The sequence below is a fragment of the Deinococcus hopiensis KR-140 genome (assembly GCF_900176165.1).
GTDB classification, from domain to species: Bacteria; Deinococcota; Deinococci; order Deinococcales; family Deinococcaceae; genus Deinococcus; species Deinococcus hopiensis.
Genome location: NZ_FWWU01000009.1, coordinates 1,895,738 through 1,911,270, shown reverse-complemented (window position 1 = coordinate 1,911,270; position 15,533 = coordinate 1,895,738). Strand labels below are relative to the sequence as shown.

Here is a 15,533-nt window from a genome sequence, read left to right as displayed (position 1 = left end):
TGTCTTACGTCCCTCCAAAGTTGCGGGACGTGAGCAGCAGGCCCTCGGGGGTGCGGACATCACCCACAAAGGGCATAAACCACACCTGCTGCGCTTTGGGAAAGAGGCCGCCCACGTCGTCACTGATCTGCCGGGTCACCACCCACACGTCGAAGGTCCCGGCGGGGGTGGTGACCCGGCGGCGGTCTTGCACGTCGTAGCGGTAGCGCAGCGTGCCCTGCGCCTGCACCTTGCCGTCGTCGCTGGTCAGCGTGATCTTGCTGCTGCCCTCCCAAGCCAAGCCCACCCGCCAGGCACTTTCGGCGGGGCCCTCGGTCCAGGCCGGTTCGAGGCGGACGGTCACGCCGGGCTTGCGAAAGCCCAGCAGCTGCACGCCGCCTGCGCTGATCTGGCGGTACCAGGTCTGGTCCGCGCCGCGCCCGGTCAGTTCAAAGGCGAGCACCGACTGACCGGCGAATACGGTGGGCCCCAACGCCCGCAGCGTGTAGGGGATGCCGCCCGCGCGCTCGCCCTCGGGCAGGTACGACCAGGCCAGGCCCGATTCGCGGGGGTAGAAGGACACCTGCGAAACGCTGGTGCGGGCGCTGACAGCATCTGGATTCTTGGTGGCGGGCGCGCAGGCCCCGAGCAGTAGGGCGGGCAGCAGGAGCAGCAGACAGGCAGTGCGGCCTCGCATGGGCTTCAGGGTAGGGTGCAGCATGGCCTCTATTCTGTCAGCAATCCTGAAGTTGGCCTGACCACTCGGGCACCTTCTCCCCGGGCAAAGAGCGTCGCCAGCCCCGCTGCGCGTGATTTCCGTCAGGACCAGGGAGAAAAGCGGCCACCTGAGCGGCACCAGAACGGCGAAAAGGGCGCGTGGTGCGCCCTTCCCAGAGGGTAGGTGAGGTTTTAGCCCTGCTTGTCGCCCTGCACGCGCGCCTTGAGGGCGGCCATCGCGTCGTCAAGGTCGCGGTCACGGCCGAGGTCCTTGAGTTGCGCATCGATGTCGCCCTGTTCGCGCAGTTCGGTCATGGCGCGGTTGCGGTCTTCCATGCCCGATACCTTGCGCTCCATATCCTCGAAGGCGTTCGTCGCGCCGCCCGCCTTGTCAAAGCCGCTGACGCGGTCCAGCGTGGCTCCGGCCTGGGCGGTCTTTTGCCGAGCGGCGAGCAGGGTCTTTTTGGACTCCATCTCGTCGATCTTGGCTTCCAAAGCGCGCAGCTGGGTCCGCAGCTGGTCCACGGTGCTGCGCTGCACGCCGATCTGGTCCTCAAAGCCCCTGGCGAGGTCCTTGTGGTTTTGGGCGCGGCGCAGCGCCTCTCGGGCCAGGTCCTCGCTGCCGCCGCGCAAGGCCTCCTCGGCCTTCTTGTTGTATTCCTCGGACAGCTTGCGGTTGGTGCCCGCCTCGCGCTCCAGCCGGGCCACCTGGGTCATGGCGTCGGCCACCTCGCTCCTCGCCTCGCCGTAGGCGGAGCGCATGTCGAGCAGGGCCTGGTTGATGATCTTTTCGGGGTCCTCGGCCTTGGAAATCAGGTCGTTGACGTTGGCGCGTAGCAGACGGGAGAGACGATCGAGAATGGTCATGGGTAATGCCTCCTTACGGGTCATGATTACGTACCGCCCGCCCCGTAGGTTCCCCGCCCGCCCTATTCTCAAGGGGACCTAAAGCCTGGCCAGGGGCCTGGGATCAGCCGCAAAGGCGGGGGAGAGCCCCCCCTCTCCCCCGCCTTTGCGGCTGGATCAGAAGACGATGGGTTTGAGACCCACGCTCTCAGCCCCGCAGGCCACCGTCACGCTGCTGCCCGCCGGCGTCAGGGTGCAGCCCAGGGCGCGTAGAGCGGCCAGGGGCAGGATCAGGTTTGTGCCGTCGGTGGTGGGTGCCAGGGGCAGCTCGACGGTGCCGCCCCGCATCTGGGCCGTCTTCTGGCCCGCCGTGACGGTCAGCGTGTCGCCTCCCGCGCGGCTAAGGCGGAACTTGCCGCCACCCAGGGCCGAAACGTTCACCACACCTGCCAGGTCACGCCCCAGCACGTAGGGCTGACCCTTTACGGTCCCAGCGGGGGTGGCCGGGCGTGCGCCTCCCTTGACCTGCGCGGCGGGTACAGTTGGAGCCGCGTCGACAACAAGCAGGGTCTCGGCCTCGGTCAGGGGAGCCAGCAGCACGTAAGCGCTTACCGCTCCGCCGGGCGCAGCCCCCACCAGAAGCGAACTCGCCTTGCCCGTCGTCTTCCAGTCGCCCAGAGCCCGTGCACCAAGCTTCGCGCGGATGAGGGGCCGCACGCTCGCGGGGCTGGCCTTGACGTACAGGCATACGGCGGCGGGACCCACCTTCAGGGTTCCCGGGCACGAGACGATCTGGCCCTTCACGGCGGCGCTGACCTCGATGGCCACGCTGCTTGCGGCGCGGCTGGTTGTTCCCGACACAGGGGTGTTGGCGGCAGCCTTGGCCGGGGTGGCCGCCGCTGGAGCTGGCGTGGCCGGTGCGGCCCCCTGGGCGGCGGCCACGCCGAGGAGACAGGTGAGCGCAAGGCTCGCGGCACGAACGGCCTTCGGAAATGCAGACATGGCCCGCATCCTAAAGGCCGTGCATGAGCGCCAACTTTGAAGGCCACATGAAGCCGTCAGATTCCTCATGGCCCCGCGCCCCATCTGTAGGGAAATGGCACCCAGTCCGCACGCCCTGCCGGGACTCTCGGGTACACTCGGGGGCGTGCTTTCCTTTCGGCTGCTGATCATGCTTCTCGGGCTCGGCCTGGGCTGGGGCGTGGGGCAGCAACTGGGTCGGGGAAGCGTGAACCCAGAGATGGGCTGGGTCAACACCCTGAGCCTGATGCTGGCCGGGGCTCTGGCGGCTTCCCTCCTGGCCGCCCGCGCTGAGCGCTTTTGGCTGCGGGAAGTGTCGCGTTTTGGCCGGTGGTACGCCGGCCTCTCGCCCCGCACGGTGGCGGCCGCCACCTCGGGGCTGCTGGTGGCGCTGCTGCTTAGCGTGCTGCTGGGCAACCTGCTGCGGAGCCTGCCCTTTTACACCTGGGTCTGGAGCGTGGCCGTCACCCTGGTGCTCGCCGCCTTCTTCGTGCCCTTCGCGGTCCGCAACGCCGAGTTCTTCGGTTTTCTCACCGCTCCGCAGGTGCGCCGCAAACCCGGCAGCAAGATTCTGGACAGCAACGTGATTATCGACGGGCGCATCGTCGAGCTGGCCCGTGCCGGCTTTCTGGAGGGCAGTCTCGTCGTGCCGGGCTTCGTGCTGCGCGAGCTGCAGCTGCTCTCGGACCACGGCGACGCCCAGAAGCGCACCAGGGGCAAGCGCGGTTTGAGCGTGCTCGAGGAGCTGCGCGAACTGCGCCCCCTGACCATTGAGGACTGGGACGACCCGGCCCTGCCTACTGTGGACGACAAGTTGTTGCGGCTGGCCCGCGAGACGGGCGGCAAGCTGCTCACCAATGACGGCAACCTGGGCAAGATCGCCCGGCTGCACGGCCTGGAGGTGCTGAGCATCCACGCCGCGGCGGTGGCCCTGAGGCCCCAAGCGCAGGCGGGCGACGTGCTCACCATCACGGTCACCAAGGGCGGCCAGCAGCAGGGCCAGGGCGTCGGGTACCTCGAAGACGGCACCATGGTGATCGTGGAAGACGGCCTGAAGTTCCGGGGCAAGCCCACGAGGGTGCAGGTGGTGAACAACGTGCAGACCAACGTGGGGCGCATGATTTTTGCCAAGGTGGAGAAGAGTGACGCAGCGTAGCCGGAGCGCACCGGGATTTTGATGGGCAAAAGGCGGCAGGCCGGCAACGCCCCGCTGGGTTGGGAGCCCCCCCAGCCGCGCCCGTTCCGGGCCCCGGCGACGCCGCAAGCGCGCACCGCGTGTGGCGTCGCTGTTCGCGCTGCTGGTTCCGCTGCTCGTTTTGGGCCTCGTTTTTGGCAACGGGAACGTGCTGACCGCCCTGTCCGTGCTGCTGCTGCTCGCCGCCCTGGCCGCGTACCTGCTGCTCGGCGATCCCCGAACCGCGGCCAAGCTGCCCGCTGCGCTGGAGTCCAAGGAAGCGCCGCGCGTGGCGGCCCTGCTGGTCCCCGCGGTGGCGATCAGCGGTGTGTTCGGCGGCTCGGCCGGGATGTGCCTGGTCCCCGGCTTGGCCGCCCTGGCGCTGCTGCTGGTGGCCTTCCAGGGGCCAGCGGGACGGATAGAAGTGCCTGATCTGGCCGCTGCCCTCCCGCCCCAGGACGCTCCGCATCCCCTGCCCGCGGGAACGGACGCCGAGGTGTTGCCCTCGCTCGATGTGCGCCACCTGTGCCGGGGCCTGCCCTCCGCGCTGGCGGGCGAGGTGCTCGTGACGGCAGAAGACCTGGAAGCGGGCGGCCGAGGCGGAGGCGCGCCGGGAGGGGGCCACGCCCGCCGCGCCTTCGATGCGGGGCAGAGCCTGCGGCACCACCTTCCCGAAACGGGGTCCGGGCCTGGAAGGCGCAGCCCCCGGGAGAGCGCGACCCTGCCGAACTGGAAGCCGAACTGGAGCGCGCCCTGGAGCAGGTGCGCGAGATTCCCGGCCTGAACGGGTACCCAGGCGCGGCTGCCCGCCGCGCCTGGGAAACGCAGCAGCGCTTTTTGGAAGCCCGCGCGGAGAAGCCGGGGCTGGAGTTGGAATAGGCCGGGCAGGAAGAAGGCGGTCGGATGTTTCGTGACCTGACCGCCCTCCTGTGTCTAGCGCAGGTGTCGGCGTGTGGGCTTCTTTTTGACTGGGCCCGGCGAGCGAAATGCGCATGGGGGAGAATGGGGCGCCGTGAGGGCTGCCCCTCCACGCGCGGCGCCATTCGGGCCACTGCTCTAAACTTCAGTCCTTGACCAGCTCGATGCCCGCCAGCTCGTCCACGGGCAGGCCCCACGCGTTCATCGCGGCGATGAAGGGATCGGGATCGAACTCCTCCACGTTGTAGACGCCCGCCTTGAACCATTTCTTCTGGAGCATCAGCATCGCGCCGATCATCGCGGGCACGCCCGTGGTGTACGACACGCCCTGGGCCTGCACCTCGCGGAAGCATTCGGCGTGGTCTTTGACGTTGTAGACGAAGTGGACGCGCTGCTGCCCGTCCTTGCCGATCCCCTTGGCCTGTACGCCGATGCACGTCTGCCCGGTGTAACCTGCTGCCAGCGACTCGGGCGCGGGCAGCACGGCCTTGAGAAACTCGATGGGGGCGATCTGCAGGCCCCGGAAGTTGATGGGCTCGATGCTCGTCATGCCCACGCCTTCCAGCACCGAGAGGTGCTTGATGTACTGCTCCCCGAAGGTCATCCAGAAGCGCGCGCGCTTGATGGTGGGGAAATTGACCACCAGCGATTCGAGTTCCTCGTGGTACAGCACAAAGCTCTTGCGGGTGGCGACTTTGGGATAGTAGATGTCCTGAGCGATTTCCAGGGGCTGCGTCTCCACCCACTCGCCGTTTTCCCAGTAGCGGCCATTCGCGGTGATCTCGCGGATGTTGATTTCCGGGTTGAAGTTCGTGGCGAAGGCCTTGCCGTGGTTGCCGTTGTTGCAGTCCACGACGTCGAGGTAATGGATTTCAGAGAAGTGGTGCTTGGCGTGGTGGGCGGTGAACACGTTCGTCGCGCCGGGATCGAAACCGCAGCCCAGCAGCGCCATCAGGCCCGCTTGCTCGAAGCGCTCTCTGTAGGCCCACTGCCAGGAATACTCGAACTTCGCCACGTCCCTCGGCTCATAGTTGGCGGTGTCGAGGTAATGCACGCCCGTTTCCAGGCAGGCGTCCATGATCGTAAGGTCCTGGTAGGGCAGGGCCACATTGATGACGAGTTCGGGACCAAATTCGCGGATCAGGGCGGCGAGTTCGGGCACGTTGTCCGCGTCCACCGCCGCCGTGGTGAATCTGGCCTTGCTCTCCGGGAAGTGTTCCCCAATCTCTGCGACGATCTTGTCGCACTTGCTTACCGTGCGGCTGGCGAGCAGCACTTCCGTGAAGACGCTGTCGTTCTGGGCGCACTTCTTGGCGACGACGTTACCGACGCCGCCCGCTCCGATAATCATGACCTTGCTCATCGGGGGTCAGTGTAACGGCTGGGGCGTGGGGCGGGTCACCTGCCTCCTGTGAGGCGAGATAACCTGCTGGTCATATGCGGAGCTTTGGGCTGATCCTGCTGGCCTTCGTCGCGGGCGTGATGATCATGGTGGCGGCCTTCGCGTGGCAGGGCCGCGCCGCCCGGGAATACGGACGCGAGGCCCTGCGGGCGGCGCAGAAGTCAGGCCTTTCGGCTGGCGTGACCTATACCGTGGGTTGCGCCGAATTGGTCAAGCGTCCATTGCCGGGAGGGGTGCAGGGCTGCGAGGTGGAGGTCAAAGACGCCGGGGCCAGCGCGGTCGTCAGGGTGGAGGGTGGGCGGGTGTTCCGGGTGCGGCCCTGAGTGACCGTTACTTCCAGTTGCTCTTGCCGAAAGCGTACGGCGCTGAGCACATGGGTCAACGTGCGGGCTTCTTTTTGACCGGGCCCGGCGAGCGAACCGGAATGCGCATGGGGGAGAAAGGGGCGCCGTGAGGGCTGCCCTTCCACCCACCGCGCCCCATTCGGACAAATGCGCTAGGGTTCGCTCGCCGTGTCCTCCAGCGCCTGCACGGCCTCGGCGGCAGACAGGGCGAAGTCACCGGCCTCGCCCCGGGCATGGGCCTCGTGCCACAGCGCGTACCTCCCCCCCTCTTCCCGCGGTCGTCTTCCGGCGCAGCGTGGGACTCGGGCAACCCGGTCGCGCTCTGGCGCACCGCCTTCCCGCCGACGGGGGTGTGACCCAGGGCGCTCTGTGACCCGTCCGGCGTCATGGGACCGGGCAGACGCAGTTCCTGAAGCTGAACGGGCCCGTTCCCCAGCAGTTCACGTCGCAGGATCAGCAGGGTCGAAGCCGCTGTCCCAGGACGGGTGCGGTGGGTTCAGCGGTGACCGGAAGCGAACGCTTCCGTGGCCCACCGGTTCAAGGAGGGAGAAGTGGACCGGAGCGAGGTGCGGCGGCGCAGCGCTGCTGACGGGGAGCGCGTTGTGCCGCTCTCTCCGTTAGGGTACGCTCACGCCATGATCCTGGGAGACCTCTACCTCACCGACACCCGCGAGCGGATGTGTGGGGTCAAGCGCCTGGGCGAGGGCGCGCTCACGCAGTTGCACAGCGAGGACTGGCACCGCGTCCTCTCGCCCGGCGGGAACTCGGCGGCTGTCCTCGTACAGCACCTGGCCGGAAACATGGAGTCGCGATGGGGAGCGCTGCGGGGCGGCTACCGCGAAGGCGTGGACGGCGAGGCCCCGGGCCGCAACCGCGACGCCGAGTTCGAGGAAGGCGGGCTTTCTGGAGGGGCCCTGCTCGCCCGCTGGCAGGAGGGCTGGAGCACATTCCTGGCCGCGCTCGACGCCCTGAACCCCGAGGACCTGACGCGCACCCTGACCATCCGGCACGAGACGCACACGGTCCTCGCGGCCATTCAGCGCCAGGTGGCCCACTACAGTGGTCACGTCTACCAACTCGTGCTGCTCGCCAAGACCCTGCGCGGCGAGAACTGGCAGACCCTCAGCGTCCCGCGCGGCGGCTCGGCGGCCTTTAACGCGGAGATGCAGGTGCGGCACGCAGAGCAGCCCCCCTCATCCCAATCTTGAGTCATACGGTTTCCGCATCATCCGTTCCATCCCCTCGGCTCCGGCGCTTCCACGCCTCTCCGTCACCGCTTTTCCTGCTCGCTCTGCGGCGCAGCGTTGCACGTCCGCTCGGGTTGGCCCACTGTCTCATCACGGATGAACCCCAGTCCCTATCAGCCCTGGGCTTTTCCCTTCACTTGAGATGGTCTGTGTCAGGGTCCCCTTCTCCTTGGCTGATGTTACCCACCGCGGGCCCCCTCACCCCTGGCCAAGCAAGTCCCTCTCCCACGGGGGGAGAGGGTCAAAAAGAAACTGGTTTTTTTGGGCGATTGGCCGGTGGACGCTGGTTCCTACGCCTTGACCGCCCCCGCCGTCCCCCGCCGCTTGGCCTGCCATTCCTCCAGGTACACCACCATTGGCGCGACGATGTAGATCGAGGAGTAGGTGCCTACCAGGATGCCGATCAGCAGAATCAGCGAGAAGTCGCGCAGCACCGGGCCGCCGAAAATCAGCAGGCTCAGCAGCGGCAGCATGGTGCTCACGGAAGTCATCACTGTGCGCGAGAGCGTCTGGTTGATGGACGTGTTCACGATTTCGCGGTAGGGCCGCCCACGCATTTCCCGCAGGTTCTCGCGGATGCGGTCTGAGACGATGATGGAGTCGTTGAGCGAGTAGCCAATCAATGTGAGCAGCGCCGCCACCGTCGCCACCGTGAACTCCAGGCCCAGCAGGCTAAAGAGGCCCATGGCGATGGCCACGTCGTGAATGGCGGCCAGGATGGACCCCAGGCCCATGATGAAGTCGAAACGGAATCCCACGTAGATCAGGATCAGCGCCAGACCCAGCACCACGGCCTTGATGGTCTTGTCGGTCAGCTCACGCCCGACGGCGGGACCGACGGTTTCCGAGGACTGCACCTCAGCCCCGGGGACTTTGGCAATGGCCGCGCTGAGCTGCTCGGTGTCGGTGCGGCTCAGTTCCGGCACCTTCACGGTGTACTGGCTGCCGCTCTGACCTGGCGTCACGTTGCGCTGGATGGTGGCGCTCTGCGCCGTGACGTGGGTCACGCCCGCGCCCGTCACGGCGGCGCGCATCTGCTCGGGCGTGGTGTCGGTGGCGGTGCGGACCGTGAGGGTGGTGCCCGACTTGAAGTCCACCCCGTAGTTCAGGCCGTGCGTGCCCACGATCCCCGCTCCAATCAGCGCGAGCAGCACGCTGGTGGTGGTGACGATGGGCGCGGCCTTCATGAAGTTGAGGTTCGTCTTGCCGATGCGGGTGGGCGCGCTGGCATTCGGGCGCAGTTTGGCGAGCCACTGCAGGCCCCACTTGGCAAACACGAGGTTTGAGAAGGTGGAGGCCAACACACCGATAATCAGCGTGACGGCAAAGCCCTTCACAGGGCCGGTGGAGTAGTTGTACAGCGCCAGCGCCGAGAGCAAGTGCGAGGCGTTCACGTCCAGAATGGCGGCGGTGGAGTGCTCGTAGCCTGCGCCAATTGCACCCCGCATGCCCTTGCCGCGCTTCATCTCCTCCTTGATGCGCTCGAAGGAAATCACGTTGCCGTCGATGGCCGCGCCGATGGTCAAGACCAGGCCCGCGATGCCTGGGAGCGTCAGGGTGGCTCCGAAGCCGCCCAGCATGCCCATGATGATAATGATGGAAAACAGCAGCCCCAGCGCGGCCACCAGGCCAAACCAGAAGCCGTAGTACAGGAACAGCATGCCGAAGACCAGCCCGATGCCCACCAGGGCGGCAACCGCGCCGCTGCGAATGGCGTCGGCACCCAGCGTCGGCCCGATGGACTGCTGCGCCTCGGTCTTGATCTTGATGGGCAGCGCGCCGGACTTCAGCACCAGGGCCAGCTGGCTGGCTTCCTCCGAGTCAAAGGAACCGGTGATCTGTACGTCACGGAAGAGGCGTTGCTGGATCGTCGCCACCGACTGGATCTGATCGTCGAGCACCACGGCCATCAGGCGGCCCACGCTCTTGCCGGTAAAGTCGCCGAAGGTCTTGGAGCCCTTGTCCGTGTTCTGGAAGGTCACCACCCAACCGCGTCCATTGGGGTCGAGCGCGGCCTGCGCGTTCTGAATAACCTCGCCGGTGGCTTCCACCGGGCCGAGGTCCGAGAGCTTGTAGCCACCCGAGCGCTTGTTCTGCTGCGCCAGCTGCGGATCGGGCTTCGCGCTCTGATTCACGATGCGGAATTCCAGGCGTGCTGTCTGCCCGATAATGTCGAGCGCCCGCTTTTGCACCGCGGGCGTCGCGCCGGGAATCTCCACCACCACGCGGCGGCCACCCACCACGGTGACGGTGGGCTCAGCCACGCCGAGGGCGTTGATCCGGTTCTCAATCACGGTCTTGACGCGCTCGAGTTCGTCGCCGGTGGCCTTGCCGCTCTCGGGCGCAAGTTCCACGCGCAGACCGCCCTTGAGGTCCAGGCCCAGCGTCATGAACTGGTACTTGTCGCTCCACAGCGTCCACGGGTTGTCCCGGTGTTCCCAGGGGCGCCACACATACAGCAGGCTGGCAAGCAGCGCGAGCAGCAGCAGCAGGCCCGTCCAGGCCTGGGGCTGGCTCGCCGGGGCCGCGCGCCGGGGAGGCGGACGGCGGTTTCGGTTGTTGCGGTTGGGGTTGTTGTGCGTCACAGATGAACTCCAAGGAAGCAGAAGGCGGAGGGCAGGGGGCAGCGCGTTGACGCCTCAGCCACCGTCGGTCTGCCGCCTGCCCAGGAGGGCCAGGGTACGGGGAAGGTGGGGCGCGGTCCACAGGACCTGCCCCGCTTTCGGCTCGGTGTGGAGGCGGGGCAGGCGCAGGGGTTCGGGCGGTGTGCCAGCCAGTAGGCCAGGTCCCGGCAAGGGCTGCGGCGTGGGGCGTACCTCGGGCAGGGCTGGGGCGACGCTGCCCGCCGTGATGCGGGGGCCCACCCCGTCGCCCAGGTGGAGCTGTTGGCCCAGCAGTACGGCCAGGACCGACAACAGCATCAAGGTCCCCGGCCACGCCAGCAGCCGCGCCCGCCACAGGGACAGGGCGGGGGAACGGGGCAGGGAGGGCTGGGGCATAGGGATGGAGCCGTGCACCGCTCTCAGCAGTCCGTGGGGGAGGGGCGGTGCGGCAGGGCGCTACAGGATAGCAGAGCACCCGGGATGAGAGGGAGCCGGGCCTCTTTCTTGAAGTCCTGGGGCCTCACTTGCGGCTTCGCCGACCGGGAAGCTGCAGCACAGTGGCGGGCGTGACGATTCGGCCTCCTTCGGTCACGGAAGCTGCCCCCACCCCTGTCGCTCGGTCCCTGTGGCGCAGATGATGGCTGCTCAATTTCGGCACCCTGTACCTGGGGCTGTACTTCCTGATCGGTGGGCAACCCCTGCTGGGGTCCAGCCTGGACGAACAGCGCTTTGCCGCCGCTGACCCCCCGTACCGCCTGCTGTTCGGCTCATCCCTGCTGCCCTACACCATGACGGGCAGCGGCGACACCTCCTTCAACTGGGCCTTTGCGCTGCTGGCGTCCCTGACCGGCGGAACGCTGTGGACCGCCTGACAACGCAGCCGCATCCCGCACCGCCTCCACCTGGACCTGCCGAGCCGTGGCCTGCGAACCGCGCTGGTCTGTTGGCTGACGGTGTCCGGTCCGGCGAAATTCAATTTCGGGCAGTTTGGTCTGCTCTCCTCCCGTCAACTCGAAACGCCCTACGGCAATTCCAGCCCAATTGGCCTGCTGTGGCGCTTGATGGCGGCCAGTCCCGGCCACCAGATCGTGGCGGTGTGGCCGAGGCCTTGCCCGCGCTGCTGCACCGCCGGACGGTGACGCTGGGCGCGCTGATCGCCGCCGTCACCATGACCAACGTGTTCGCCCTGAACCTCTTTTACGACGTGCCTGTGAAGCTGTTTAGCGCCCACTTGCTGCTCGCGTCGCTCGCGCTGCTGGCTGGCGCTCAGGCCCGGCCTGGGGCTTTCCTGCGTGGTTGCGCCGCCCCGGCTCAGAAACTGCCGCCCCGGCCGGGCCTGAGCGCGGCGACGGCCTGGATCCTGACCGTGCTGCTGCTCGCCGGGGTGGGCTGGCGGCCAAGAGGCGCCGTGAAGAGCCTGCAGGCCGAGCGCGGGCAGGAAGGCCACCGCGCTGCCCAAACCTCCACCCTTTCACCTGGTCAACGAGCAGCCCTTCAACCGTTGAGGGCGCGTGCTTCCGCCACCGCTCCTGGCTCCCGGCGCAGCAGGCGCGACAGTTGCGCGCGGCTCAGGCGCACCCCGTATTGCGCCTCCACGTAATCGGCGATGTGGGCCAGGGACCACGCCCCGGCTTCCACGCCGGCGTCCTGCGGCGGTCGCCCCAGCACCTGCCGCAGCCGCTCCAGCGCTTCCGCCGGAAGGCGGCCAGGCCGTCCGGGTTGACCGGGTCGCCGGGTCTCGCCCTTTTGCCAGCGCAGCACCGTGGAGCGGTGGACCTGCAGGGCGCGGGCCTGACGCGCGGCCGAGACGGTGCCGCCGGCCGCACCGCCCGACAGCGCCACGAGGGCAGGGGTGGCTGTGCGCGCCGCGTGCTCGGCCAGAAAGGCCTGCCAGCTTGGTGGAAGAACCTGCCCCACCTCCGCGAAGCTGTTCCAGGCGCGGCGGTAGGCAGCTCCCGCCTGCCTCGGGTGCCCCGCGGCGTCGTGGGCCCGCAGCAGCAGCGCGAGCAGCCGCGTTTCGTAGGGTTCCCAGCGGCACAGCAGTGCGGCCAGCCGTTCGGCGGTTTCCGGCGCAGTCTCCAGGCTGGCTTCGGTCAGGCCCTCCAGCCGGGTCAGCAGCAGGGCGTGGGCGGCCTCCGTGTGCTCGCCCGGCGGCTCGTCGCCCAGGAAGGGGCCGCGCCAGAGGCCGGGGTCTCCAGTCTGCAAGAACAGCTCGGCGTCGCTCTGCACGTGGCCCAGCAGAAGCCGGTCGCCCGACGTGACAACGCTCCCGGGTCCCAGCGCCGAGCGCAGGCGGGTGAGCAACCGCCGCAGTGCCTGACGCGCCGCCGCCTCTTCGCGCTCCGGAAACAGCGCCTCCAGCACGTCCGTCTGGCTCAGGCCGTCCTCGCCTGTCAGGCGCGCACACAGCAGCAGCGCGAGCAGCGCGCGCCCCGGGCGGGAGGTGTAAGGCTGTCCGCTCGCGGTCCAGACGCGCACGTCTCCCAGCACCTGCAGGGAAGCCCACGTTTGAGCGTCGGGAACGGTGGACGCGGCCCGCTCCGCCTGCCAGCGTGAACGGACAGCGTGGACGACGCCGTGGTATTCCCGCTCCGCCAACCGCCCGGCAACCGCCTCCAATTCCGCCCCGTCGCGCGCGAAGAGGGCGGCCCACAGCGCGTACTCCTCGGCCTTGTAGGTGTCTCCGCTTTCGGCAGCCAGACGCTGCGCTTCGCGGGCCACCTGTGCGGCGGCGGGTCCGGCGCCCTCCTCGGCGTGAATCAGACTCCGGACCCAGGCCACCAGGGGAAAGCCCTGGGTCATATTCAGCGCCTGTGCGGTGGCGGCGGCCCGGTCCGCATAGACCGAGGCGAGGGTGGGCTGGCCGGAGGCCGCCAGGCCCTGGGCAATCACGCACAGCGGCTGAAACACCTGCACGTCGGGCACCCCCTGGATCAATTCTTCCAGCTGCGCGGTGAAATGCGCCAGCAGGGGCACAGACGCCTCGGTTTGCCACAGGAAATACAGGTTGATCAGGTCCACCAGCACGACGTGCCGGAAGGGTTGCATGACGTACGGGTGCAGGTCGTGGGCTTCCATCAGCGTGCCCTGGGCGGCCGTGAACTCGCCCAGGGTCGTGAGGTGCTGGCCCACCTGGCTCAGGATTCGGTAGTGGTTGTTGGGGCTGAGGAACCGCGTACTTTCCGCCAGAATCTGCCGCCCCGTCTCCAACGCGCGGCGAACCTCCCCCGTGCGCTCCAGGGCCATCGCCAGGTTGCCGAGGGCCAGATACCCTGTCTCGGCCCGCTGCGCGGCGTTGGGGTTGCCCTGTGCCTCCCGGTACATGGTTTCCAGCAGCGCCTGCGCCGCGTGGAATTCGCCCCGGTACAGCGGAACCAGCGCGAGGTTGTTCAGGGCGATGCAGCGGTCGTAAGGCGTATCGATGCGTTCCAGTGCCCGCTTCAGCACCACCTCCGCCTCGTCCAGTCGGAGTTGCAGAAACAGGCCTGTGCCGTACTTCAGCAGCACCTTGCCGTTTGCCGCCTCTTGCAGGCGCTGTGGCAGGGCCTCCCACAGCGCCACGCCCTGGGTGTGGTCCCCTTTGTCGGCGAAGATGACCCGCTCCAACTGGTCGTGATCGCGCAGTTCGGCGTGCCACCGCTCTGGCACCTCGGCGAGCAGCTCCTCTGGGGAAGCGCCCACGGCGGCCTGGAGCGTCATCATCCAGCGCCACTCGTCCAGGGTGACCTCGGGGCCACCCGCCGCCCGGCGCTGTTCCAGAGACCGCCGGGCCAGGTCTCGGCTGCGTTCGCCGTAGAGCGTGCCGCCGCCGCTCAGCTCCTTTGACGCAGCCCACAGGACCGGCCAGGCTTCCGCGGGTGGCGCGATCTGCGCCAGCCGTTCCCAGTGCTCCGCCGCCTGCCGGGAGTCGCCCCGCTCTCCCGCCCGCCGGGCTGCCGCCTCCAGAATCCGCCGGGCCACCTCGTCCGGCACCGTCACCCGGTCCAGCAACCTCGCGGCGCGCAGGGGATCGTTTAGCCGGTCCGCCTGCGACACGTGCTCCAGCGTTTCCGAGAGGACCCCCGGCGGAATCAGCGGCAGCAGTGCGTCGCCGTACAGCGGATGGCTGGGCTGCCCGTTCCGGATCAGACCCAGGGCGGTGAGTTCCGCCGTGCCGTCTTCCTCCCCCGCCCGACCGGTGAGCAGCAGGGCGGCCAGCGCCCGCCACAACGCTCTCCCAGGCTGGGGCGGCAGCAGCGAACGGACCAGGCCTTCGAGCGTGGGCGGCAGGCTCTCGCGCTCGGGGGTCTTCCAGCGAACCCGGCCTTCCAGTACCTGCACCGCGCCCTGCCGCTGAAGGTGGCGCAGCAGTTCCAGCGTGTACAGCGGGTGTCCCTGCGCCCGCCCGTAGAGCCAGTCGTGCAGGGGACCGGGGGCGTCGCTGCCCAGCGCGCTCCCCACCAGCGCCGCGCTCTCTTCTGGACAGAGCGGTTCGACATTTATGGCGGTCCAGCCCTCGGGCGCCTGGGTCCGCGTGAGTGCCAGCAGCCCCAGCCCCTTGCTGCCGCGCACCAGTTCGCCCAGGGCCTGCCAGAAGTCCAGCCCGGCGGGCGTGCAGCGGTGCAGGTGATCGGCCACCAGCACGGCAGGCAGGTGCAGCTTCAGCCGGGCGTGCAGCGCCGCCGCGGCCTGGGCGGGAGGCACGCCGTCTCCAGCTTCCAGACGACGCTGCACGCCCGCCACCCACGCCGGTTCCCGGGGAGAGGTGGGCGTCATGCGGAACAGGGCGGCCAGCGCCGCGTCGGCTGGTACCCGGACCGTGCGGCAGGGCAACGTGCCCAGCAGGGCCGTCGCCGCGTGCGTTTTGCCGATGCCCGCCGGACCGCACAGGACGAGCGTGGTTCCCCGGCCCCGCGCGACCAGTCGCCGGAGGTGCAGCAGTTCGGACATGGGTCATTGTACGCCAGGCCGCATTCCAGACGCCCCGCCTCCCTTCCTGCCCTGTTGCCTCCGCGGCGCCGCCCGATGGTTGCTGTCTCTTCTGAATTCACGGTCGTCCGTCAGCGTAGGTTTTCGCGGCGCTCCCTTCCCTGCCGTTCGCGGGAGAGGGGAGGTGCTTGCCGTTGCACGTTCTGCAACAGGGGGGCCACGAGGTTTGCGTTGCAGAACGTGCAACAGGAAACGGGCCTGAGGGCGCGCTCGCAGGCCGGGAAACGAGGGGGGCTCCTCCTACAGTGAACCCAGAGCAAGTTCGGGTCCTTCCCGGGCCGCTGCCCACCGCCCATCCCTTTCTCGGAGGTTCTG

General features: G+C 68.5%; 13 protein-coding genes. 6 read left to right on the top strand and 7 right to left on the bottom strand.

Annotated elements, in window-relative coordinates; translation table 11 throughout:
• Nucleotides 1–4 precede the first annotated feature (4 nt).
• From B9A95_RS22825 to B9A95_RS22815, 3 genes are all read right to left on the bottom strand, one after another.
• Nucleotides 5–676, bottom strand: coding sequence for a hypothetical protein (locus B9A95_RS22825; protein ID WP_170928754.1), 672 nt, complete (start codon nt 674–676; stop codon nt 5–7).
• Nucleotides 677–888: 212 nt separating this feature from the next.
• The gene (locus B9A95_RS22820) at nt 889–1,563 is read right to left on the bottom strand and encodes a PspA/IM30 family protein (protein WP_084049368.1); all 675 of its coding nucleotides are present in this window, start codon (nt 1,561–1,563) and stop codon (nt 889–891) included.
• A gap of 156 nt (nt 1,564–1,719) precedes the next feature.
• Nucleotides 1,720–2,544 carry a hypothetical protein gene (locus B9A95_RS22815; protein WP_084049367.1) on the bottom strand — a complete coding sequence of 275 codons (825 nt, stop codon included), beginning with the start codon at nt 2,542–2,544 and terminating at the stop codon, nt 1,720–1,722.
• A 145-nt stretch (nt 2,545–2,689) separates the two neighbouring features.
• Between B9A95_RS22815 and B9A95_RS22810 the strand changes: the two genes are divergently transcribed.
• Nucleotides 2,690–3,718, top strand: coding sequence for a PIN/TRAM domain-containing protein (locus tag B9A95_RS22810; protein ID WP_084050922.1), 1,029 nt, complete (start codon nt 2,690–2,692; stop codon nt 3,716–3,718).
• 160 nt (nt 3,719–3,878) lie between these two features.
• Entirely contained in the window at nt 3,879–4,520 is a 642-nt protein-coding gene (locus B9A95_RS22805) for a hypothetical protein (RefSeq protein ID WP_139806952.1), read from the top strand.
• A 279-nt stretch (nt 4,521–4,799) separates the two neighbouring features.
• Here B9A95_RS22805 and B9A95_RS22800 read toward each other — a convergent pair whose 3' ends face one another.
• Complete coding sequence (locus tag B9A95_RS22800; RefSeq protein ID WP_084049365.1) at nt 4,800–6,017, bottom strand: saccharopine dehydrogenase family protein; 1,218 nt, start codon at nt 6,015–6,017, stop codon at nt 4,800–4,802.
• 74 nt (nt 6,018–6,091) lie between these two features.
• Between B9A95_RS22800 and B9A95_RS22795 the strand changes: the two genes are divergently transcribed.
• Nucleotides 6,092–6,379 (top strand): hypothetical protein, encoded by a 288-nt coding sequence (locus tag B9A95_RS22795; protein ID WP_084049364.1) that lies wholly within the window; start codon nt 6,092–6,094, stop codon nt 6,377–6,379.
• Nucleotides 6,380–7,035: 656 nt separating this feature from the next.
• On the top strand, nt 7,036–7,608 hold the full coding sequence (locus tag B9A95_RS22790) for a DUF1572 family protein (protein WP_084050921.1): 573 nt from the start codon (nt 7,036–7,038) through the stop codon (nt 7,606–7,608).
• Nucleotides 7,609–7,937: 329 nt separating this feature from the next.
• On the opposite strand, the gene secD is transcribed toward B9A95_RS22790, so the two are convergent.
• Nucleotides 7,938–10,232, bottom strand: a complete 2,295-nt coding sequence (gene secD, locus B9A95_RS22785; protein ID WP_084049363.1) for a protein translocase subunit SecD — start codon at nt 10,230–10,232, stop codon at nt 7,938–7,940.
• A gap of 54 nt (nt 10,233–10,286) precedes the next feature.
• A complete protein-coding gene (locus tag B9A95_RS22780; protein WP_170928753.1) occupies nt 10,287–10,646 on the bottom strand; it encodes a hypothetical protein in 360 nt (119 codons plus the stop codon).
• A gap of 557 nt (nt 10,647–11,203) precedes the next feature.
• Between B9A95_RS22780 and B9A95_RS34090 the strand changes: the two genes are divergently transcribed.
• Together B9A95_RS34090 and B9A95_RS32630 are read left to right on the top strand one after the other, a co-directional pair.
• Nucleotides 11,204–11,389 (top strand): hypothetical protein, encoded by a 186-nt coding sequence (locus tag B9A95_RS34090; RefSeq protein WP_170928752.1) that lies wholly within the window; start codon nt 11,204–11,206, stop codon nt 11,387–11,389.
• On the top strand, nt 11,347–11,850 hold the full coding sequence (locus B9A95_RS32630) for a hypothetical protein (RefSeq protein WP_139806951.1): 504 nt from the start codon (nt 11,347–11,349) through the stop codon (nt 11,848–11,850). Before B9A95_RS34090 ends, B9A95_RS32630 begins: the two co-directional genes overlap by 43 nt.
• On the opposite strand, the gene B9A95_RS22770 is transcribed toward B9A95_RS32630, so the two are convergent.
• Entirely contained in the window at nt 11,745–15,179 is a 3,435-nt protein-coding gene (locus B9A95_RS22770) for a hypothetical protein (RefSeq protein ID WP_084049361.1), read from the bottom strand. The genes B9A95_RS32630 and B9A95_RS22770 overlap by 106 nt on opposite strands.
• Nucleotides 15,180–15,533 lie beyond the last annotated feature (354 nt).

Excerpts from the sequence above, each read along its gene's own strand:
- B9A95_RS22780 (WP_170928753.1), bottom strand. The coding sequence starts at position 10,646 with ATGCCCCAGCCCTCCCTGCCCCGTTCCCCCGCCCTGTCCCTGTGGCGG.
- B9A95_RS22800 (WP_084049365.1), bottom strand. The coding sequence starts at position 6,017 with ATGAGCAAGGTCATGATTATCGGAGCGGGCGGCGTCGGTAACGTCGTC.
- B9A95_RS22790 (WP_084050921.1), top strand. The coding sequence starts at position 7,036 with ATGATCCTGGGAGACCTCTACCTCACCGACACCCGCGAGCGGATGTGT.
- B9A95_RS22815 (WP_084049367.1), bottom strand. The coding sequence starts at position 2,544 with ATGTCTGCATTTCCGAAGGCCGTTCGTGCCGCGAGCCTTGCGCTCACC.
- B9A95_RS22825 (WP_170928754.1), bottom strand. The coding sequence starts at position 676 with ATGCGAGGCCGCACTGCCTGTCTGCTGCTCCTGCTGCCCGCCCTACTG.
- B9A95_RS22770 (WP_084049361.1), bottom strand. The coding sequence starts at position 15,179 with ATGTCCGAACTGCTGCACCTCCGGCGACTGGTCGCGCGGGGCCGGGGA.
- B9A95_RS22820 (WP_084049368.1), bottom strand. The coding sequence starts at position 1,563 with ATGACCATTCTCGATCGTCTCTCCCGTCTGCTACGCGCCAACGTCAAC.
- B9A95_RS22795 (WP_084049364.1), top strand. The coding sequence starts at position 6,092 with ATGCGGAGCTTTGGGCTGATCCTGCTGGCCTTCGTCGCGGGCGTGATG.